The organism is Rhizobium azibense, from assembly GCF_004342325.1.
Classification (GTDB): domain Bacteria; phylum Pseudomonadota; class Alphaproteobacteria; order Rhizobiales; family Rhizobiaceae; genus Rhizobium; species Rhizobium etli_B.
This window is the reverse complement of sequence record NZ_SMBJ01000010.1, coordinates 290,839-310,685: the sequence shown is the minus strand read 5'-3', so window position 1 is coordinate 310,685 and position 19,847 is coordinate 290,839. Positions and strand designations below refer to the sequence as shown.

The following is a 19,847-nucleotide window of genomic DNA, read 5'->3' as shown; positions in this document are numbered from 1 at the left end:
CGGCTGGCGCCAGCTGAAGCGACCCGCCAATCGAACTACCAATCGAGCTGTTTGCTCAAAGTGATCTTGAACGTTCGCCCCTTGGCATAGTCGTTGGACGTATTTTCCCGATAGTATTGATCGAACAGATTGTTGACGCTGGCCTGGACCTGCCATCCCTGCATCTCACCGCTCTGCGGCCTCCAGGAGGCGAAGATATCCACGGTCGTCCAATCAGGGGCCGGCACGACGAGATGGTTCGGTGTGGAACCGGAGGATGCAGCCGTACCGCGGACGCTGTTCTGCGCCTCGAAGGCATGCGTTAGGCGGGTGCCGTATTCGATGTCGCGCTCGGGAAGCCGACCGCCCAGGGTCAAGGCAATCTTGTGAGCCGGCACGGTCGGCAGCGGCTTGTTGTAGTTCAGGCCATCGCTGCGGTCCTGGCCCTGCGTGCCGGTATAAGCAAGCTTGGCGAAAGCGTAGTCCGAATCGTAGGCCCCTTCGACTTCGACACCATAGATGCGGGCCTTGCCGACATTGTAGAAATAGGAGGACGCGCCCGTGCCCGTAGTAGCGATGAGGTTCTCCAGGTCGTTGTAGAAAGCGGTTGTCTTGAAACTGATGTTGTCGCCCGCCTGGATTATGTCATCCCGTGTTGCCGTAAAACCGATTTCGTAGTTGTTGGACTTTTCCTTCTTGAGGTCCAGGCTTGTTCCCTTGCTCCAGGTATAGAGCTCATCCAGTGTCGGCAGACGTTCGGTGTGGGCAATCGATCCAAAGACGCCAAATTCGTCGGTGAGCTTGTAATGCACGGCAAGCTTGGGCGAGAAAGCCTGATCGTTGTCGTCGACGGCATTGCTGAAAGCTGCCGTGGAATCGCCGGGTTCTCTCCAGACGAAGTCGCCGCGAACGCCGCCGATGATGGTCAGCCGCTCGTCATAGACGAATTCGTTCTGCACGAAGAGTCCGACCTTGTTGTCGGTGCCCTCGGGATGTGTGGCGATCGCACCTGGCGTCGGGCTGGTCTCAAGCGGCGAATCCGCGGTGCGGTCCTGATGGCTGAGTTGGGTGCCGTAAGTCAGATAGTTTACCCAGCTGTCGCCGGAGAACTCGGTCGTATTCTGGAGGTTTGCCTGCCATGTCCGGTAACCGTAATCGGCATCGATGATGTTCGAGAAACCGCCGAGCGTCCCATCGCTCTGGTCAACCGAAGTATCAGAGTATGAAAGACTGGCCTTGAGATCGAGCCACGGATTGTCGCTGGCGGGATTTTCGTAGCTCAGCACCGCGGTATCATCGATGACATGGCGGTCTACAGTACCGAATGCGGCCTGTGTGCCGGTCTGCGCATAGTCCTGGTCGTTAGCATCGCTGTCCCAATGCTGATAGGACAAGCGCAGCGTCTGCTCGTCGCTATCGCCGAAATGGAAAGTCCCTTTGGCAAGACCTGACCACGACTGGAAGTCGGAGCCCGACAAGTCGCTGCCGTCTCCCAACTCGAATTCGCTGGACCCACGCTTGTTCAGCATACCGAGGAATTCGGCGCCTTCGTTGAAGCGATGCGCGAAAATGGACGAGCCGAGATACCCGTTGCCATTTGTTTCGTAGCTGCTCTTGAGCCTGAGTGCATTGTCATAACCCTCCTGCAGAAAGTCGGAGGCATCCTTGGTGGTGAAGTTGATGACGCCGCCGAGGGCACCGGCGCCGTAAAGCGTGGAAGAGGCCGGCCCGCGCAGCACCTCCACGGACTTGTAGAGTTCTGGGTCCGAGAAGAACGATCCCATCCGGTATTGTTCGTAGAATTTCTGGGCTCCGTCCACATTCACGACGATGCGCGATCCGTCGGCGGAATCCTCGGTGGAGCCGATGCCGCGAATGTTGAATGCCTCGCCGAAAACACGCTCGCTGCCGGCAATGGAGACGCCGGGCACATCCTTGAAGATATCTCCGATCGTTTCAGCCTGGACGTCATCGATGTCCTTTTGATCGAGGACGGTTACGGCCTGCGGCGTATCGATGGCGATCTTGCGCTGTCCCGCGCCGACGACGATTTTTTTAAGCGGCGTTACGCGATCCGTCTTCTGGGCCGCCGCCTCCTCTTCCTGGCTTTGCGAATATGCCGGAAACCCTGTAGCGAAGACGAACAATGCAGTGCAAGTCAACAGAACGGAGCGCGAATTGCGGACAATCATTAACCAACCCTCTATGATGAATAGTACCGGGCTGGCTGGTCGGTGCGCTTGAAGCGCTCGAGGGGCTGGCTAGGCTTTGCGAATTTGCGGCGGGACCCAACATTCCGCCTTCTTTCTGCCGCATAAAAAACATGAGTATAATTGTCAATATTACCGCCGGCGCAAATGTTGAATAAAAAGATCAGGTTTTTTACCGAGGTCCGTAGGCGTTGCGAAATTGCAACGAAATCGGCCCTCATGCGTTGCCCCCTTTCCATCGGCAGCCATGGACGGTTGAAGCTTGAAGAACATCGCAATTGCAGCGGCCATCGCAACCCTGACTATCCTCACTGGCGCAAGCCTACCGGACAAAGGTCCCATCCCGCACATAAAGCCGCAAATTGCCGGCGAAGCCGAAGAACCAGTAGAAACGACGCCAACCCCCGAACCGAGGCCCTCGACCGTTAACGATGCGCAAGACCCGCCCGCCCCTCAAAACGAGACGCCTTCGGAAGCTGAAAAACCGCAGGACAAGAAGCCGGAGAAATTCGGTCCGCCGGCACCCGGCACGCTGGAAGCTCAAAACTTGACCATCGAGGCGGAAAGCGACGCCGATCACGCGCAATGTATGGGGGAGTTGCAGGCCCTCGGCGCCCTCGTCAATGATATACCGCGCATCGACGAGGGAAATGGCTGCGGCATCGACAAGCCGGTCCGTGTTGTAGAGGTGCTTCCCGGCATCAAGGTGAAGCCGGAAGCGACATTGCGCTGCCCGGCGGCTCTGGCGCTTGCCCGCTGGATGAAGGAGAGCGTGATTCCGGCCGCCACCGCCGCTGCGAAGGAAAAGGGCCGGATCACGGCGCTCAATCAGGCGTCGTCATACGTCTGTCGCCTGCGCAACGGCGCCGAGATCGGAAAGATTTCCGAACATGCCCGCGGCAACGCGATCGATATCGCAAGCTTCGGTTTCGAAAGGGGCGACGTCATTGCGGTAAAGCCGCGCCGGGAGGATCCCACCCTCGCCGGCGCCTTCCAGCGCACAGTAAGCGCCTCCGGCTGCCTCTATTTTTCCACCGTGCTCGACCCCGAAAGCGATAGCGCGCATGAGACGCATTTCCACATGGACGTGCTGCAGCGCAAAGGAGGATTTCGTTATTGCCACTAGCGTGCGTCACTGATGCTCCTATATCCAGAGCTCATGTCAAAATAGATCGCCGCTTCATTTGTCCGCCCGTCGCGTGCACACATACGGCTTCTTGACGCAGGCAATCCTTGGCGTGGAGCATTCCGCCCTGCCGTCGACCATGGCGCAGATCGAGCACTGGTCGTTGAACTCCAGGCAGCCAGGGTTGTTCCTGATGAAATCGGCCATGCTCTGTTCTTCGGCAGGCGGCGCATCGGCGGCCGTGGAAACACTCGCTGCAGACAGCGAAAGGACCACCACTGCGGTGAAAATAAAGCTTCGCAGCAAAGTCAAAACAGCCCCTCGATATAACCCTGTTCATTGAGGAATATCCGCTCGGCGGATGGCGATCTCGGTAGCCCCGGCATTGTCATGATTTCGCCTGTGATGACCACGACGAATCCGGCGCCTGCCGAAAGCCGCACTTCGCGCACCGGCACGATATGGCCTTCCGGCGCGCCGCGAATGTTAGGATCTGTCGAAAAGGAATACTGTGTCTTCGCCATACAGACAGGAAGATTGCCGTAGCCTTGCTCCTCCCAGACGATGAGCTGGTCGCGAACCGCCTTGTCCGCCGTCACCTCGCCGGCGTGGTAGATCTTCGAAGCAACGATCTCGATCTTTTCGAACAGCGGCACGCTGTCGGCATAAAGCGGCTCGAATCTCGCCTGGCCCGATTCGGCCAGTTCCACCACCTTATAGGCGAGATCCTCGATACCAGCCGAGCCTTCCGCCCAGTGGCGGCAGAGGATGGCTTCGGCGCCGTGGCGGGCAACGTATTCCTGGACGGCCGCGATTTCCTTATCCGTGTCCGAAACGAAATGATTGATCGCGACCACGACTGGAACGCCGAATTTCCTGACATTGGCGAGATGCCGCCCGAGATTTGCGCATCCCTTGACGAGTGCCGCGACATTTTCTGCCGCCAGATCATCCTTCTTCACGCCGCCGTTCATCTTCAGTGCGCGCACGGTGGCAACGACCACTGCCGCATCGGGCTTCAGCCCCGCCTTGCGGCATTTGATGTCGAAGAATTTCTCTGCGCCAAGATCGGCCCCGAACCCCGCCTCGGTCACGACATAATCGCCAAGCTTCAGCGCCGTTTTCGTCGCAATCACCGAATTGCAGCCATGGGCGATATTGGCGAAAGGCCCGCCATGGACGAAAGCCGGATTGTTCTCCAGCGTCTGGACGAGGTTTGGCTGCATCGCGTCTTTCAGGAGCACCGCCATTGCGCCGTCCGCCTTCAGATCGCGGGCGTAGACCGGCATCTTGTCGCGGCGGTAGCCGATGATGATGTTGCCGAGACGGGCTTCCAGATCCTTGAGGTCTGTCGCCAGGCAGAGGATCGCCATGACTTCCGAAGCGACGGTGATGTCGAAGCCGTTCTGGCGAGGAAAGCCGTTGGCAACGCCGCCCAGCGAAGACACCATCTCGCGCAGCGCCCGGTCGTTCATGTCCATCACGCGGCGCCAGGTCACGCGGCGCAGGTCGATGTCCAGCTCGTTGCCCCAGTAGATATGATTGTCGATCATCGCGGCAAGCAAATTGTGCGCGGCCGTGACCGCATGGAAATCGCCGGTGAAATGCAGGTTGATGTCTTCCATCGGGATGACTTGCGCATAGCCGCCGCCGGCAGCACCACCCTTGACACCGAAGCATGGCCCCAGTGACGCTTCGCGGATGCATATGATGGCTTTCTTGCCGATCCGGTTCAGTCCGTCGCCGAGGCCGACGGTGGTCGTCGTCTTGCCCTCGCCCGCCGGTGTCGGATTGATCGCCGTGACAAGAATAAGCCTGCCATCCTTCTTCCCCGCCTGAGCGGCGATGAACTGGGCGCGGACCTTCGCTTTGTCGTGACCATAAGGCGCAAGATGTTCTGCCGGGATGCCGAGCGTCGCGCCGATCTCGAAAATGGGCTTCTTCATTGCCGCACGTGCAATTTCGATGTCGGATTTGATGGCCACGCTGGTCTCCCCGGGAGCTTATGCCTCTGACCCCGGAACATGCCGTGATCCCCGCGCCGGAAACAAGACCCCGGATGCCGCTTTTTCACTGCCTCCACCACAATCGTACGCCGCTCATGGACGCCGCTCCCGAGAGCGTACTTCTTGAGATTTTTCGTCGAAGAACGCGCCTGATGGCACGGAAAACAGCGTGCCGAGACCGACCAATCTCCGACTGGCTCCATAGCGCGCTGGCGCCATCAGATGCCGAAAGGAAGCAGAGGACTTGTTGTCACCAAGGCGCCGGGATTGTCGGCACGTGGTGTGGCAAACCCGCTCGCCGGCACGGCAAGGGGACATGGGCAGCAGCTTGGCATTCCCGATGACATCGCACGTCTCAATCCCGCAAGCCGGGAGACGGATGCCGTGCCGAGATCCTGTTGGAGACTAAGGCTGCAGACAGGCGGGCCGCCGGCGGCTTGGATCATGTGGTCAGGGCACGCGTCGCTGGTGTGGAGGCCCACCTGCAGCTTCTTGCAAGTGATTCTGTCGTGGCCGGCGTGCAAAAGCCGGTTAACGCAGTAGAAGCAAAGCCGGTCGGATTGCTACCTGTATGATATTAAACACAACCACAAAGCGTGGCAGTGTGATTTATTTTTAACAGTATGATTTAATCAGCGTACCCCAGGTGAATTAGGACTAGCGCGACCGCCAAATAGCGTATTTTATAGCTTTAACATGAAGGCAAGGCGGGGCGCATTATGTCTTACATGACTACCTCCGAAAGGCAGTCACTTTTATCGGCAGAATTGGCATCGGCGCGAACGCGCGCTCTTTTTGTCCAGGCCCTGCACAGGATCGCAGATGCTTTTGGGTTCGCCCATTATACATTGATGAATAAGCCGTCCGCGGAAGACCTGTTTTTGAGACCACTTCTAATCGAGACCTCGCTGACAGGCACGTATCTCAGAGAATTCGACCGCGCTCATACGTTGCGCGCTTGTCCTTTTTCGAAAGCGCTCGGAGAGTCCGCCGCCCCGCAGAAATGGAATCTCTCCGACCCGCCAACGTCCGAGATGTTCCGCTGCGAAGTTCGCAGCCTGATGCTCCAGCACAAAATGCCGGTCAGCGTCGTTCTGCCGGTAAATGGGGCAGACGGCAAGCGGCTGGTTTTCTGGTTTTCAGGCGACCGCGCACCGCTCAGCCAGAGTGAGATGAACGAACTCACTGTGATCGTGCTTCACGCCTTCGACGCCTACAGTGCAGTCAAGCGCAACGAAGACAGCACCTATCATGCTCTTTCCGCACGCGAGCTCGAAGTCGTTCGCTGGACCGCCCAGGGCAAGACTTCCGTGGAAATCGGCCAGATCCTCGCCCTCTCCGATCATACCGTGAACGCCTACATGACGAACGCCATCAAAAAACTTGATTGCGTGAACCGCACACAGTTGGTCGCCAAGGCTATTCGATTGAAGCTCATCGCCTGATGAAATCATAAAAGCCCCAGTGCGAAACCTCAGATCGAAGAGTGCCTCTTCAACCCGAGCAGCCTGGGTTCATGAGAAAGAGCACTCTCGCGACCAAATTGGCATCAGCGATGCCGAAATCGTCCGGCTTGTTTCCGCCCGCCGTCCCTTCGGTTGCCGTCCATGCCATCTTCGGCCTGCCATAGACGCCCGCTTCAGAAAATCTTGTCGAGCTGCGATCGACAGCATCATGATCACGCAGTCTCGGCCTGACGATCAGCGGTCGAGGACGGAACGCATTTCCACGAGGTTAGACCGGACCCGCAGGATATAGAAGCCCATCGTCGCCAGATGGCTCGGCATGATCCAGCCGTCCTCGCGGCCATTTGAAATGATCGCCGGCTGGATGCGCAGGGCCGCTTGAAACTGCCTTGTCGTGCCGCCCCAGATGGCGCCAAGATTGCGCTCAGCCACCACCTGCGAAAAGTCGGACTGTGCTGCCGACAGGATGGCGTAGTAGGCGTAGAGCTGCCCGTAGGCGAACCAGAAACGGTCATCGGCGCGCATGTCGAACCAGCCGCGATTGTGATTTTCCGAGCGCTCCGCCAGCATGTCGGACGTGCCGCCGAGATCGTTCGCAATGCGGTCGATGAACTGGATGAGGTTGTCCGCACGGCCGTCAAAAACAGCGTTGCAGCTGGCAAGATCGGTATTGAACTTGCGCAGGCTGCCGATGGCCGACCGGTAGTAGCTCGGCGTCGGCGTCTTCGGCCCGAATGGATTGAGCCCGAAATACCAGCTGTATTCGTCGAATTGCAGATTGCCGCGGGCGTTCTGAAGATCGTTGTTGATGCCGGAGGTGCCGCGCACGCGTCCAAGCGTATCGACAAGCTCGGCCGATGTCCGCCTTGCCGCCTGATTGACCCCGCGCTGGAAGGACGCCTTGTTGTCGAGGAACGGCGTATGATCCCAGTCGATGCCGAAAAACCCGAGCCGGTAGAGCAGCATAGACGATATCCATGCGTTCTGGTTGACGTTGAAGTCGGTCAGATCGGCAGCGACATCGACGATCGCAGAACGCTGGCAGGTCTTGGCCGCAGGTGCTGCACCGCCGGCAACCGGCAGTTCCTGGCCGGCCGGAACCTTGCGCTGCGAAAAACGGTACTCGTCGACGAAGGACGGATTGAAATTCGACCAGACCTGCGTCTGCCAGAGAAAATACGCGTAAAGAACGACAAGCAGCGCCGCCAACGCAATGATGGGAATCCGGATCATCCAAGTCCGGCGCCGGTACCAGCCATGAGCGGCAAGGAAGGGCCAAAACGCCCAGGCGACAGCAAGGCTGAACCCGCGGGCTATCGTGCGGCCGATCAGCCTGAAGAAACCGGCGATCCGGTCGAGCATGCCCTTCTCCTAGCAGAACGTCAGAAAGTTCTGCTTTCACATATGTGTTTGCTTGATCGAGCACAACATGAAGGAGATATTTTTAGGAGATCGCAGGCAAGAACGGCCAGAAGCCGCGACGATCGGCTTTAAGCCGTCGTCAGGAGCGCAGGAACGGCAGTCTGAACCCCGAAGGCTTTTGCGTCAGGTCGATGATCGGGGCATCGGCCGCGTCGCCGCTTTCGGCAAAAGCCGCGAACTTCCTGGCGAAGACCGCATCTGCTGCCGCCTTGCGCGGTCCGATTTCCTGCGGGACAAGCATATCTTTCTCAAAGAGCGAGATCGGCCCGGCGATATGCGGGAACAGCTCTTGCGTTATCTTCCCTTTCGAACCCGGAGCCTCGCCATCCACCTGCGCCTGATAGATGATCAGCCGTTCTTCCGTATCGATCGAAAGCTTGCGGGCCAAGGCGTTGCAAAGACCGATCTGGCTGTTCAACCCCTCGACAAGCGCCTCGAACATTGTAATGAAGCGTTCGCGGCGCTGGCTTTCGTGGCGCATCGACTGCTCCTCTTCGGCGATCTTGTCGGCCTGCTGCTTGAGCGTGCGCCGCTCCTCCTCCATTCGTTCCCATTCGGCCTTGCCGCCGTAGAGACCGATGCGCCCCTGCCTCGTCAGTGCTTTTGCGTTCAGCTCCTTCGTGCGAAGCCGCGAAATCTCGATGGCATCCACAAGGCGCCTGCGCTGCCCGACAATCGTGATAACGCTGCGCTCAGCGGCATTGTGGCAGGCAAGCGCGAATTCGCGGTGGCTGGCGACCAATCCCGCAAGGGTGTTCGATTTCGACAGCAGGTCGAGCAGCCGCTCGATCACGGGAGCTGCGCGCACACGCTGACTGTGGAGGTGCCACATGCGCTGCCGCGAAAACCAGCCGGTCAGCTTCTCGCGCGCAGTCAGGCCGCGGAAGCTGTCCAGATCCGCGGAAACCTCGGCCGTCATGCGGTCGAGGCCGGCCACCATTTCGCCAAGCAGTCCATCGAACTCAAGACGCGCGGTGGCAAAAGCCTGGAACCGGTGGCGCTGTGCCAGAAACGCCTCGTCATCGGATTGCGCTCCGTTGCGGGCAAAGTCGTCGATGAAGGCAACGCACGCGGCTGCCTCGGCGCGCAGGGTCACGACAAGCGCATCGGCTGCTTCAAATAGACTGTCGAACGAGGGAGCTTTGCGCACCGGCTTCTCCAGAGAATCTCCGAGCCTGAAGCCTAGCCGCTCGGAGGCAGAAGCTCAAACCGCCTCGGCGCGCCATTCGCCGTTCATTGCATCGTCCCAATGCCTGCGGCAGAGCGATACGTATTTCTCGTTGCCGCCGACGTCGATCTGTGCCCCTTCGCGCGCGACCTCCCCGTCAGCACCGAGCCGCACGACCATTGTCGCCTTGCGGCCGCAATGGCAGATGGTGCGCACCTCGCGCATCTCGTCTGCAATCGCCAGCAATTCCTCGGAAGCCGGAAACAGCTTGCCCTGGAAGTCGGTGCGAAGCCCGTAGACCATGACCGGTATGTTCAGCCGGTCTACCACGCGGGCGAGCTGCCACACATGCTGGCGTGTCATGAAATTCGCTTCGTCGACGAAAATGCAGGCGATCGGACCGCCCTCGGCGCTCAATTCCTTGATGAGCCGGAAAAGATCGGTATGTCCCTCGAAAGCGATGGCGCTCGCTTCCAGTCCTATGCGCGAGCCGATGATACCCTTGCCCGTGCGCTCGTCGAAGGCCGCGATCAAAAGCACGGTGCGCATGCCGCGTTCCTGGTAATTATAGGAGGCCTGCAGCAGCATGGTCGATTTGCCGGCATTCATGGTAGAGTAGTTGAAATAGAGTTTTGCCATCGTTTTCTCCGTGTTTTGCTTCTTGAAAGCTCCAATCGGCAAAGAAAAGACAGCAGAATCGATAATCACAGGAAATCCGGAGGCAAAAACCATAAAAAGGCCCGCAAACCGGCCGCCTGATAAAAATGTGAAACGTCGCATTCGGGGTAGGCAATGCGGCGCAAACACACTGAGGTCGCTTGTAAATGTCGGCTATTGATGCTTGGCTTGGGAACCAAAGACTGGGAGTCTAAAATGAAAACAACAAGCGTATTCAAACTGACCACCGCCACTGCAGTTGCCGCACTTTCCATCGCAACCGCATCATTTGCAGCAGAACCTGAAAGTTGCTCGACCGTCCGTTTCTCGGACGTAGGCTGGACGGACATTACCGCAACCACCGCTGCCGCCGCGGTCGTTCTGAAGAGCCTCGGCTACGAGCCGGACGTCAAGGTCCTCTCCGTACCTGTCACCTATCAGTCGCTGAAGAACAAGGACATCGATGTGTTCCTCGGCAACTGGATGCCGGCACAACAAAAGGACGTTCAACCTTATCTCGACGACAAATCCGTCGAATCCATCGGAGCCAATCTCGAAGGTGCCAAGTACACGCTTGCCACCAACGCCAAGGGCGCCGAACTCGGTATCAAGGACTTCAGCGACATCGGCAAGCACAAGGACGCCCTTGACGGCAAGATCTACGGGATCGAACCGGGCAACGACGGCAACCGCCTTGTCATGACCCTGATCGAGAAGAACGAGATGGGAATGGGCGGACTTGAAGTCGTCGAGTCCTCCGAGCAGGGTATGCTGGCGCAGGTTGCCCGTGCCGAAAAGGACGGTAAGCCGGTCGTATTCCTCGGTTGGGCACCTCATCCGATGAACGAGAACTTCAAGATGACCTACCTCACGGGTGGCGACAGCACCTTCGGCCCCAACTTCGGCGGCGCGACGGTCTACACCAACACCCGCGCAGGCTTCGTCAAGGAATGCCCGAACGTCGGCAAGTTCGTGTCCAACTTGAAGTTCAGCCTGGAGATGGAAAACCAGATCATGGGCAAGATCCTCAATGATGGTGAGGATCCGCAGGTCGCGGCAACGGAATGGCTGAAGGCAAATCCGACGGCCGTCGAGCCATGGCTTGCAGGCGTCACGACCAAGGACGGCAAGGACGCCGCAGCGGCCGTCAAGTCCGGCCTCGGCCTCTGAAGCTGATGAACGGGGCGGCCCACGCGCCGCCCCTTTTCGTTTCATCCTGATCTCTGCTCTTTCGGATAGGCGCGCTCCTTGAACTGGATCACCGATTACAAAATCCCTATTGGCCCCGTCGCCAAATCGACCGTCGATTGGCTGACGTCGAGCGGCGAATGGTTTTTCGACAGACTGGCTTTCGCTCTCTCGCACGTGATCGGAGCATTGCTCTTCATCCTGCAGGCGCCACATCCGTTGATCGTGCTTTTGGCGATCACGGCGATTGCCTATTGGCTCCGCCGCTCGATCGGCGTTGCAGTCTTTACCTTGCTCGGTTTGCTTTTGATCATGAACCAGGGCTACTGGAAGGAGACGACGGAAACACTGGCGCTCGTTCTCGCCTCCACATTCGTCAGCATGGCGATTGGCATTCCGCTCGGCATTGCCGGGGCAAGGCGCGCCTGGGTCTTTTCCATCATGCGTCCCGTGCTCGACCTGATGCAGACGATCCCGACATTCGTCTACCTGATCCCCGCACTCATTCTCTTCGGCCTCGGCATGGTCCCAGGGCTGATCGCAACCGTGATCTTTGCCATCCCTGCGCCGATCCGTCTGACCCGCCTCGGCATCATCTCGACGCCGCCCTCCCTCGTCGAGGCAGCCGAGTCCTTTGGCGCAACTCCGACGCAGGTGCTGCGCAAGATCGAACTGCCTTTCGCGATGCCGCAGATCATGGCCGGCCTTACGCAGACGATCATGCTGTCGCTATCGATGGTGGTCATCGCTGCGCTCGTCGGCGCCGATGGCCTTGGAAAGCCCGTCGTTCGCGCACTGAACACGGTGAATGTCTCCATGGGCTTCCAGGCCGGTCTCTGTATCGTCATCCTGGCAATTATTCTCGACCGCATGTTCCGCACGGCAGGCGAAGGAGACGGCGCATGACCTCGGTCCGCTTCGACAATGTCAGCATCATCTTCGGCGACAGGCCGCAAACCGCCCTCTCTCTCGTCGATCAAGGCAAGACCCGCGACGAGATCGGCGCCGCAACCGGGCTCGTTCTCGGCGTTGCCGATGCCTCGCTGACGATCGAGGAAGGGGAAATCCTCGTGCTTATGGGCCTTTCCGGCTCAGGCAAATCGACGCTGCTGCGCGCCGTCAACGGCCTCGCTCCCGTCGTGCGCGGCAAGGTATCAGTTTCCTCGGCAACCGGCCCGGTAGATCCCTATGCATGCAGCCCAAAGGCTCTGCGCGATCTGCGGATGCACACCGTGTCCATGGTGTTCCAGCAGTTCGCATTGCTGCCGTGGCGCACGGTCGAGGAGAATGTCGGCTTCGGCCTCGAACTTGCCGGCATGCCGGACGGTGAGCGCAAGAAACGGGTCGAGGAGCAGCTTGAACTCGTCAACCTGACGAAGTGGGCGGATCGCAAAGTCAACGAACTCTCCGGCGGCATGCAGCAGCGTGTCGGCCTCGCCCGCGCCTTTGCCACCGGCGCGCCGATCCTGCTGATGGACGAGCCGTTCTCTGCGCTCGACCCCCTGATCCGCACCCGCTTGCAGGATGAGCTTCTGGAATTCCAGCGGCGATTGAAGAAGACGATCCTCTTCGTCAGCCACGATCTTGACGAGGCCTTTCGCATCGGCAATCGCATCGCCATCATGGAGGGCGGACGCATCATCCAGTGCGGCACGCCGCAGGATATCGTCAAAAACCCTGCCGATCAGTATGTCGCAGATTTCGTCCAGCACATGAATCCGATCAGCATGTTGACGGCGCAGGATGTGATGCAACCGGGCCTTGGCCATGCGGCAGGGGCGAGCGTAAGCGCCACGGCACGCGCTGAAACTCCACTCGTTGATATTCTCGACGCGCTCGCCCGTCAGCCGGGCAGCATCGGCGTTGTCGAAAACGGCGCCATCATCGGCACGATTTCGGCTCAGGATGTCGTGGCCGGGCTGACCCAGCACCGGCGCAAAGAACAGGCTTGATCCAGCCGTCTGCTTCCGTCAAGAAAGTGGACATGAAAGACCAGGCTTCCGTACTCAGGGAAACGGACGAAGAAGCGCGCAAGCTCGCACGCGTGCTTTTGCGTTCGGCCCGCTATGGTGCTCTTGCCGTGCTCGACCCTGCGACCGGCTTTCCGTTTGCGAGCCGCGTTCTGCTCGGTACGGATTTCGACGGCGTGCCTGTCATCCTTGTTTCAGCGCTGTCGACCCATACCAAGGCGCTGGAGACCGACCGGCGCGCGTCGCTCCTGACTGGCGAACCCGGCAGGGGCGATCCCCTCGCGCATCCGCGGCTCACCACCCAATGCATTGCCGAGCCGGTCGAGCGCGGAAGCGCCGTACACCAGCGCATCCGCGCCCGGTTCTTCGACCGGCATGCGAAGGCGCAGCTCTATATCGACTTCCCGGACTTCCGCTTCTTCCGTCTCGTTCCGCAGTCGGCAAGCCTTAATGGCGGCTTCGGCCGCGCCTATCTTTTGGAAAGTGCCGATCTCATGATTCTCTCACCTGCGAACGAGCCGGTTGCCGAACAGGCAGCGCAGACAGTGCGAGAATTAGTAGAGGAGCATGCCGACCTGTCCGAAGCGCTTGCGAAGCTTTTCAAGGCGCCAAAAGATACGGCATGGCGCATATGTGGAGTGGATTGCGCAGGGTTCGACGCCATTTCCGGTGATTTGCTCAACCGTTGCGAATTTGAGTCACTCATCGAGAATGCGACGGACATTAAGTCACACATATCTAAAATAGCATACTCGCTACGTGAAATTTAGGTATATACAATCTTCCGGACCAGTTGCTACGTTTTGAACGTCCGCCAACCCCGTCTAACGCCCTGTGCCTATACGGATACATCATTCGCTTAGGAAGATTGGAAATATGAAAACCACTGACCTTTCAGACCACTCTAACGTGGCGGCCGCCCTTTTATCAGCGATGGCGAACCCCAAACGCCTTCTGATCCTCTGCAGTCTCGTCAAAGGCGAGGTACCTGTCGGCGCGCTTGCGACCCAGGTCGGCCTCAGCCAGTCCGCGCTTTCGCAGCATCTGTCAAAGCTGCGGGCCCAGAAGCTCGTAAAGACCCGCCGTGACGCGCAGACCATTTATTACTCGAGCAATTCGGAACCGGTGATGAAGATCCTGGCGACGCTCGAGGACATTTATGCAGTCCAGGGCCGCAGCAGATCTGCAGCATAATGATAACGCAGACATAAAGTTTGCTAAAACGCCGTGCTGCGGGATGTAACCGGAATGGCACGGTGAGCAGTATTTCAGCACGATAGCATAACCTTTGCCGGCAAATCTCTCGATTTGCCGGTTTTGTTCGTTTGCAGGAAAGCTGCGGCGTAAGATACGCCAATGGCCGGCACGTGCCATCCATGTCGTCCATGGCTTGACGCCCCAAGAAGCGCTGATAATTTGACCGAACAGTAAAAATATGGGCGCAAAGCCCCGGGGACGGCCCCGCAACGGCCAGGAGAACAGCATGTCCAATCGCCTCAACGCACCGAACGATCTTCGCGCCTTCTGGATGCCTTTTACGGCAAACCGGCAATTCAAGAAGGAGCCACGCCTGTTCGTCGGCGCCAAGGACATGTACTACACGACCCATGACGGCCGTCAGGTACTTGACGGCACCGCCGGTCTCTGGTGCGTGAATGCCGGCCACTGCCGGGCCAAGATCACCGAGGCGATCCGCGAGCAGGCCGGCGAGCTCGATTATGCGCCAGCCTTCCAGCTCGGTCATCCGAAGGCTTTCGAGCTTGCAAACCGTCTCGTCGATATCGCGCCCGAAGGCATGGACCACGTTCTCTACACCAACTCAGGATCTGAATCGGTGGAGACGGCGCTCAAGGTGGCCCTGGCCTACCATCGGGTCAAGGGCAACGGCTCCCGCTTCCGCCTGATCGGCCGTGAGCGCGGCTATCACGGCGTCAATTTCGGCGGCATATCGGTCGGCGGCATCGTGTCCAACCGTAAGATGTTCGGCACGCTTCTGACCGGCGTCGACCACATGCCTCATACGCATCAGCCGGGCAGGAACACGTTCACCCGAGGCGAGCCGGAACATGGTGGCGACATTGCAACCGAGCTCGAGCGCATCGTCACGTTGCATGACGCCTCCACGATCGCTGCTGTCATCGTCGAGCCGGTCGCAGGTTCAACCGGCGTTCTCATTCCTCCGAAGGGCTACCTGCAGAAGCTCCGCGAAATCTGCACCAAGCACGGTATCCTTTTGATCTTCGACGAAGTCATCACCGGCTTCGGCCGCCTCGGCGCTCCATTTGCCGCGCAGTACTACGATGTGAAGCCAGACATCATCACCACCGCCAAGGGCCTCACCAACGGCGTCATCCCGATGGGCGCCGTCTTCGTCACCTCCGAGATTCATGACGCCTTCATGGACGGCCCGGAGCATATGATCGAGTTCTTCCACGGCTACACCTATTCGGGCAACCCGATCGCCGCCGCCGCCGCGCTTGCCACCCTCGATACCTACAAGGAAGAAGGCCTGCTTACCCGCGCTGGCGAGCTCTCGGATTACTGGGCCGACGCCCTTCACTCGCTGAAGGACTGCCCGAACGTCATCGACATCCGCAACACCGGTCTGATCGGCGCGATCGAACTGGATCCGATCGCCGGCGAACCCACAAAACGCGCCTTCACCGCCTTCCTGAAGGCCTATGAGAACGGCTTGCTGATCCGCACCACGGGCGACATCATCGCCCTTTCCCCGCCACTCATCATCGAAAAGAAGCACATCGACGAGCTCTTCGGCAAATTGCGCGAGATTTTGCAGAACAACATCTAAGCAGATCGAAGGCCCCTGCCCTCGCCCCAGCCTCTCCCCCGCAAATGGGGAGAGCGTTCGTGTCAGCAGATTTCTCTACCGATTGCGCCATGTCCATGGCCAACCCTGCACGGCACAACCTCGAAATGCCGCCCTATCGAGCGTTCACACCATGAAAGGTCGATTCGAATCAAGCGGCAGATAGCCAGGCGGCTTGGAATCCGACCGTTGTCGGTTATTGACGCTAGAGCTGCCGTCGCTGGTTTCAGGCATTCGTTCTTCGCTTAATGAAACCACACCATGAGAGACGGAGATTTCCTCGAACGCGGCGGCGACCTCGATCGCGTTGCGGGTCGCCGCCCGCAAAATTCTTCGGCAGGCAAGACGCGTCCATTTCCAGCCGGAGGTTTTGCATGCTCAAGTTCATGCTTTCGAGCACCTTTCTCGTCTCATTCTCAGCCCAGTCGGCATTCGCCGCGGTCGGTCCGCCAGATGACCTTGCCGTGCAAGCCTTCAAACCGGAGCCGCAGCTCAGATTGAGGAGGAGCACCGGGCCAAAGCATCGTCTGCAAGGATGATCAGAAAGCCGAGCGAACGCCATACATCGGCAATGCCGATATGATCGTTGCGTTCCTGCAAAAAGCCCGTCCAACAAGATAGGTCGGAAAAACCTGAAGAGAATCGCAATCGACGCCTGTTCCTTGAACGATTTGGCGAAGACGGGCCTTGGATTGTTATCTCCTTGCGTAATCGCAGCAAAATTCATAGAAAATTGGTCTGTGCCTTCCGAAGCCAAAAGTGGCCGGAAGGCGCGTTGACCGCACCGTAGCCGTCGTCGTTTGGCGCATCCCTTTGGTATGTTCACGAACGGTTTTCGTTGTCGCGGCAGTCATAGCGGGCCCAGAAGGCCCCACCCAAGGAGAACGAAAATGAGTCTGAAGACTTTGACTGGCGCGACTCTCGTCGCATCGCTGGCCTTTGCGCCTTTTGCCCATGCCGACATCACCATCGGCTTGATCGCACCGCTGACCGGCCCCGTTGCCGCCTATGGCGATCAGGTGAAGAACGGCGCGCAGACCGCCGTTGAGGAGATCAACAAGAAAGGCGGCATCCTCGGCCAAAAGGTCGTGCTGAAGACTGCCGACGACGCGGGCGAGCCGAAGCAGGGTGTTTCCGCCGCAAACCAGCTCGTCGGCGAAGGCATCCGCTTCGTCGTCGGCCCGGTCACTTCCGGCGTCGCCATACCTGCTTCCGACGTGCTTGCCGAAAACGGCATCCTCATGGTGACCCCGACGGCGACAGCACCGGATCTTACCAAGCGCGGCCTCACCAACGTGCTACGCACCTGCGGCCGAGACGACCAGCAGGCCGAAGTCGCTGGCAAATACGTGCTCAAGAACTTCAAGGACAAGCGCATCGCCATCGTCAACGACAAGGGTGCCTATGGCAAGGGCCTTGCCGACGCCTTCAAGGCAACGCTCAATGCCGGCGGTGTCACCGAGGTCATCAATGATGCGATCACCCCCGGCGATAAGGATTTCAGTGCACTCACGACCCGCCTCAAGGCTGAAAATGTCGACGTAATCTACTTCGGCGGCTACCATCCGGAGGGTGGCTTGCTTGCCCGTCAGCTCGCCGACCTTTCCGTGAAGGCAACGATCATCGGCGGTGACGGCCTCTCCAACAGCGAATTCTGGAATATCGGCACGGAAGCTGCTGCAGGCACGGTTTTCACCAACGCGTCCGATGCGACGAAGAGCGCTGACTCCAAGGCAGCCTCCGACGCGCTTGCCGCCAAGAACATACCGGCCGAAGCCTTCACGCTGAATGCTTACGCGGCCGTCGAAGTCCTCAAGGCCGGCATTGAGAAGGCTGGCAGCGCCGAAGATTCCGAAGCTGTTGCCGCTGCCCTCAAGTCCGGCGAACCGATCGCAACCGCGATCGGCAAGCTCACCTATGGCGAAACTGGCGATCTCACCTCGCAGAGTTTTGCGCTCTACAAGTGGGAAGGCGGCAAGATCGTCGCCGCCGAATAAGGCCTGTCAGCCGGCATCAGAATGACCGGGCGTCTTATCGGCGCCCGGTTTTCATTTTTGGAGCAGTCTCGCTTATAGCGCTTTGTCCGGCACTTCAGTTATAACGGACGGATAGCCAGAACGAGGATGCCCATGACCACCAAGCTCGAACGCCTCATCGACCAGGGCACAGGCCGACTGCCGGCCGACATCGTATTGAAAGGCGGACGCTTCTTCGACCTCGTGACCGGCGAGCTGGTCGAATCCGACATTGCCATCGGCAGCGATCGCATCGTTGGCACCTGCGGTACATATGAGGGAGAAACCGAGATCGTCATCTCCGGCAAGATCGTCGTTCCAGGTTTCATCGACACGCACCTCCACATTGAATCCTCGCTCGTCACGCCGCATGAGTTCGACCGCTGCGTACTGCCCTATGGCGTCACCACCGCCATCTGCGATCCGCACGAGATCGCCAATGTGCTCGGCACCGACGGTATCCAGTTCTTCCTCGATTCGGCGCTCGAAACGATCATGGATATCCGCGTCCAGCTCTCCTCCTGCGTGCCCGCCACACATCTTGAGACATCCGGGGCCGATCTGCCGATCGAGCGCCTCCTGCCCTTCCGAGGCCATCCCAAGGTCATCGGCCTTGCGGAATTCATGAATTTCCCCGGCGTGATCCACAAGGACCCGGTCTGCATGGAAAAGCTCGAAGCGTTCCAGGGCAGCCATATCGACGGCCATGCGCCGTTGCTGCGCGGCATGAATCTCAACGGCTACCTTGCGGCCGGAATACGCACCGAGCATGAATGCACGACCGCAGCAGAGGCCCTCGAAAAGATCAGCAAGGGCATGCACATCCTCGTGCGCGAAGGCTCGGTCTCGAAGGACCTGAAGGCCTTGATGCCGATCATCACCGAGCGTCTATCTCCCTATCTCGCCCTCTGCACCGACGACCGCAATCCGCTCGATATCGCCGAGCAGGGCCATCTCGACTACATGATCCGCACCGCGATCGCGAGCGGTGTCGACCCGCTTGCGATCTACCGCGCCGCCTCGATTTCGGCCGCCCGCGCCTTCGGATTGACCGATCGCGGCCTCATCGCGCCTGGCTGGCGCGCCGATCTTGCCGTCATCGACAGCCTGGAGCGCTGCAAAGCCGAAATCGTCTTTTCTGCCGGCCGCCGCGTCACCGATGAACTCTTTGCCACCCGCAAGCCGGTCGCCCCAGTTGGCCTCGACAGCGTGAAGGCGCGACCCGTCAACGCCGCTCATTTCGGCGTGCCGGCCACCGAAGGCGAGACGCCGGTCATCGGCGTCACCCCCGGCAAGATCATCACCGAATTTCGCCGGCACCGCCTTCCGGCAAAGGGCAACCAGACCGGAATCGACCTCGAAAACGACATCATCAAGGTCGCAGTCATTGAGCGGCACGGCAAGAACGGCAACCACGCCAACGGCTTCGTCCAGGGCTTTGGCCTGAAGAAAGGTGCGATCGCCTCCACCGTCGGCCATGACAGCCACAACATCTGTGTCGTCGGCGTCAGCGAGGACGATATGGCATGCGCGGCCAACCGCCTCGGCGAGATCAAAGGTGGCTTCGTGGTCGTCGAGGACGGCAGGGTGACCGGCGAAATCGCCCTTCCCGTCGCCGGCTTGATGAGCCTCGAACCTTACGAAAAGGTCCGCGACACACTTCACCATCTCCGAAAGGCAGCCTACGCGCTGGGCGCCACGCTGGAAGAGCCCTTCCTTCAACTCGCATTCCTGCCGCTGCCCGTGATCCCGCACCTGAAGATTTCGGATCGGGGGATGGTGGACGTGGATCGGTTTGTGCTGATCGCGTGAA

16 protein-coding genes are annotated in these 19,847 nt (G+C 59.3%); 10 read left to right on the top strand and 6 right to left on the bottom strand.

All coding sequences use genetic code 11. The features are described from left to right. Positions 1-35 precede the first annotated feature (35 nt). Positions 36-2,171: a TonB-dependent hemoglobin/transferrin/lactoferrin family receptor gene (locus EV130_RS24895; RefSeq protein WP_132661856.1), complete on the bottom strand. Its 2,136-nt coding sequence runs from the start codon at positions 2,169-2,171 to the stop codon at positions 36-38. A gap of 280 nt (positions 2,172-2,451) precedes the next feature. On the opposite strand from EV130_RS24895, the gene EV130_RS24890 reads away from it, so the two are divergent. After that, on the top strand, positions 2,452-3,315 hold the full coding sequence (locus EV130_RS24890; protein ID WP_132661854.1) for an extensin-like domain-containing protein: 864 nt from the start codon (positions 2,452-2,454) through the stop codon (positions 3,313-3,315). A gap of 54 nt (positions 3,316-3,369) precedes the next feature. On the opposite strand, the gene EV130_RS24885 is transcribed toward EV130_RS24890, so the two are convergent. Beyond that, a complete protein-coding gene (locus tag EV130_RS24885) occupies positions 3,370-3,627 on the bottom strand; it encodes a hypothetical protein (RefSeq protein WP_237358485.1) in 258 nt (85 codons plus the stop codon). Beyond that, positions 3,624-5,261 carry a formate--tetrahydrofolate ligase gene (locus tag EV130_RS24880; RefSeq protein ID WP_237358557.1) on the bottom strand — a complete coding sequence of 546 codons (1,638 nt, stop codon included), beginning with the start codon at positions 5,259-5,261 and terminating at the stop codon, positions 3,624-3,626. Before EV130_RS24880 ends, EV130_RS24885 begins: the two co-directional genes overlap by 4 nt. A gap of 779 nt (positions 5,262-6,040) precedes the next feature. Between EV130_RS24880 and EV130_RS24875 the strand changes: the two genes are divergently transcribed. Next, positions 6,041-6,766 carry a helix-turn-helix transcriptional regulator gene (locus EV130_RS24875; RefSeq protein WP_074061891.1) on the top strand — a complete coding sequence of 242 codons (726 nt, stop codon included), beginning with the start codon at positions 6,041-6,043 and terminating at the stop codon, positions 6,764-6,766. Between the two features lie 255 nt (positions 6,767-7,021). Here the strand turns inward: EV130_RS24875 and EV130_RS24870 are convergent, their stop codons facing one another. The 3 genes from EV130_RS24870 to EV130_RS24860 form a co-directional block, all read right to left on the bottom strand. Further along, positions 7,022-8,149, bottom strand: coding sequence for a DUF2333 family protein (locus EV130_RS24870; protein WP_132661852.1), 1,128 nt, complete (start codon positions 8,147-8,149; stop codon positions 7,022-7,024). 139 nt (positions 8,150-8,288) lie between these two features. Beyond that, complete coding sequence (locus EV130_RS24865) at positions 8,289-9,359, bottom strand: hypothetical protein (RefSeq protein WP_132661850.1); 1,071 nt, start codon at positions 9,357-9,359, stop codon at positions 8,289-8,291. 54 nt (positions 9,360-9,413) lie between these two features. After that, positions 9,414-10,016 carry a thymidine kinase gene (locus EV130_RS24860; protein WP_074063248.1) on the bottom strand — a complete coding sequence of 201 codons (603 nt, stop codon included), beginning with the start codon at positions 10,014-10,016 and terminating at the stop codon, positions 9,414-9,416. Between the two features lie 234 nt (positions 10,017-10,250). Between EV130_RS24860 and EV130_RS24855 the strand changes: the two genes are divergently transcribed. The 8 genes from EV130_RS24855 (at position 10,251) to ade (ending at position 19,846) form a co-directional block, all read left to right on the top strand. Beyond that, positions 10,251-11,204, top strand: coding sequence for a choline ABC transporter substrate-binding protein (locus EV130_RS24855; protein WP_074061894.1), 954 nt, complete (start codon positions 10,251-10,253; stop codon positions 11,202-11,204). Positions 11,205-11,282: 78 nt separating this feature from the next. Next, positions 11,283-12,128, top strand: a complete 846-nt coding sequence (gene choW, locus EV130_RS24850; RefSeq protein WP_074061895.1) for a choline ABC transporter permease subunit — start codon at positions 11,283-11,285, stop codon at positions 12,126-12,128. Next, positions 12,125-13,174 carry a choline ABC transporter ATP-binding protein gene (gene choV / locus EV130_RS24845; protein ID WP_074061896.1) on the top strand — a complete coding sequence of 350 codons (1,050 nt, stop codon included), beginning with the start codon at positions 12,125-12,127 and terminating at the stop codon, positions 13,172-13,174. Before choW ends, choV begins: the two co-directional genes overlap by 4 nt. A 32-nt stretch (positions 13,175-13,206) precedes the next feature. Then, entirely contained in the window at positions 13,207-13,962 is a 756-nt protein-coding gene (locus EV130_RS24840) for a HugZ family pyridoxamine 5'-phosphate oxidase (RefSeq protein ID WP_132661848.1), read from the top strand. Positions 13,963-14,068: 106 nt separating this feature from the next. Next, positions 14,069-14,386 carry an ArsR/SmtB family transcription factor gene (locus EV130_RS24835; protein WP_074061897.1) on the top strand — a complete coding sequence of 106 codons (318 nt, stop codon included), beginning with the start codon at positions 14,069-14,071 and terminating at the stop codon, positions 14,384-14,386. Positions 14,387-14,675: 289 nt separating this feature from the next. Further along, positions 14,676-16,001: an omega-aminotransferase AptA gene (aptA, locus tag EV130_RS24830; protein WP_074061898.1), complete on the top strand. Its 1,326-nt coding sequence runs from the start codon at positions 14,676-14,678 to the stop codon at positions 15,999-16,001. A gap of 908 nt (positions 16,002-16,909) precedes the next feature. Beyond that, positions 16,910-18,016, top strand: coding sequence for a branched-chain amino acid ABC transporter substrate-binding protein (locus EV130_RS24825; protein ID WP_074061900.1), 1,107 nt, complete (start codon positions 16,910-16,912; stop codon positions 18,014-18,016). 132 nt (positions 18,017-18,148) lie between these two features. Continuing rightward, positions 18,149-19,846 (top strand): adenine deaminase, encoded by a 1,698-nt coding sequence (gene ade, locus EV130_RS24820; RefSeq protein WP_132661846.1) that lies wholly within the window; start codon positions 18,149-18,151, stop codon positions 19,844-19,846. Position 19,847: the final 1 nt, after the last annotated feature.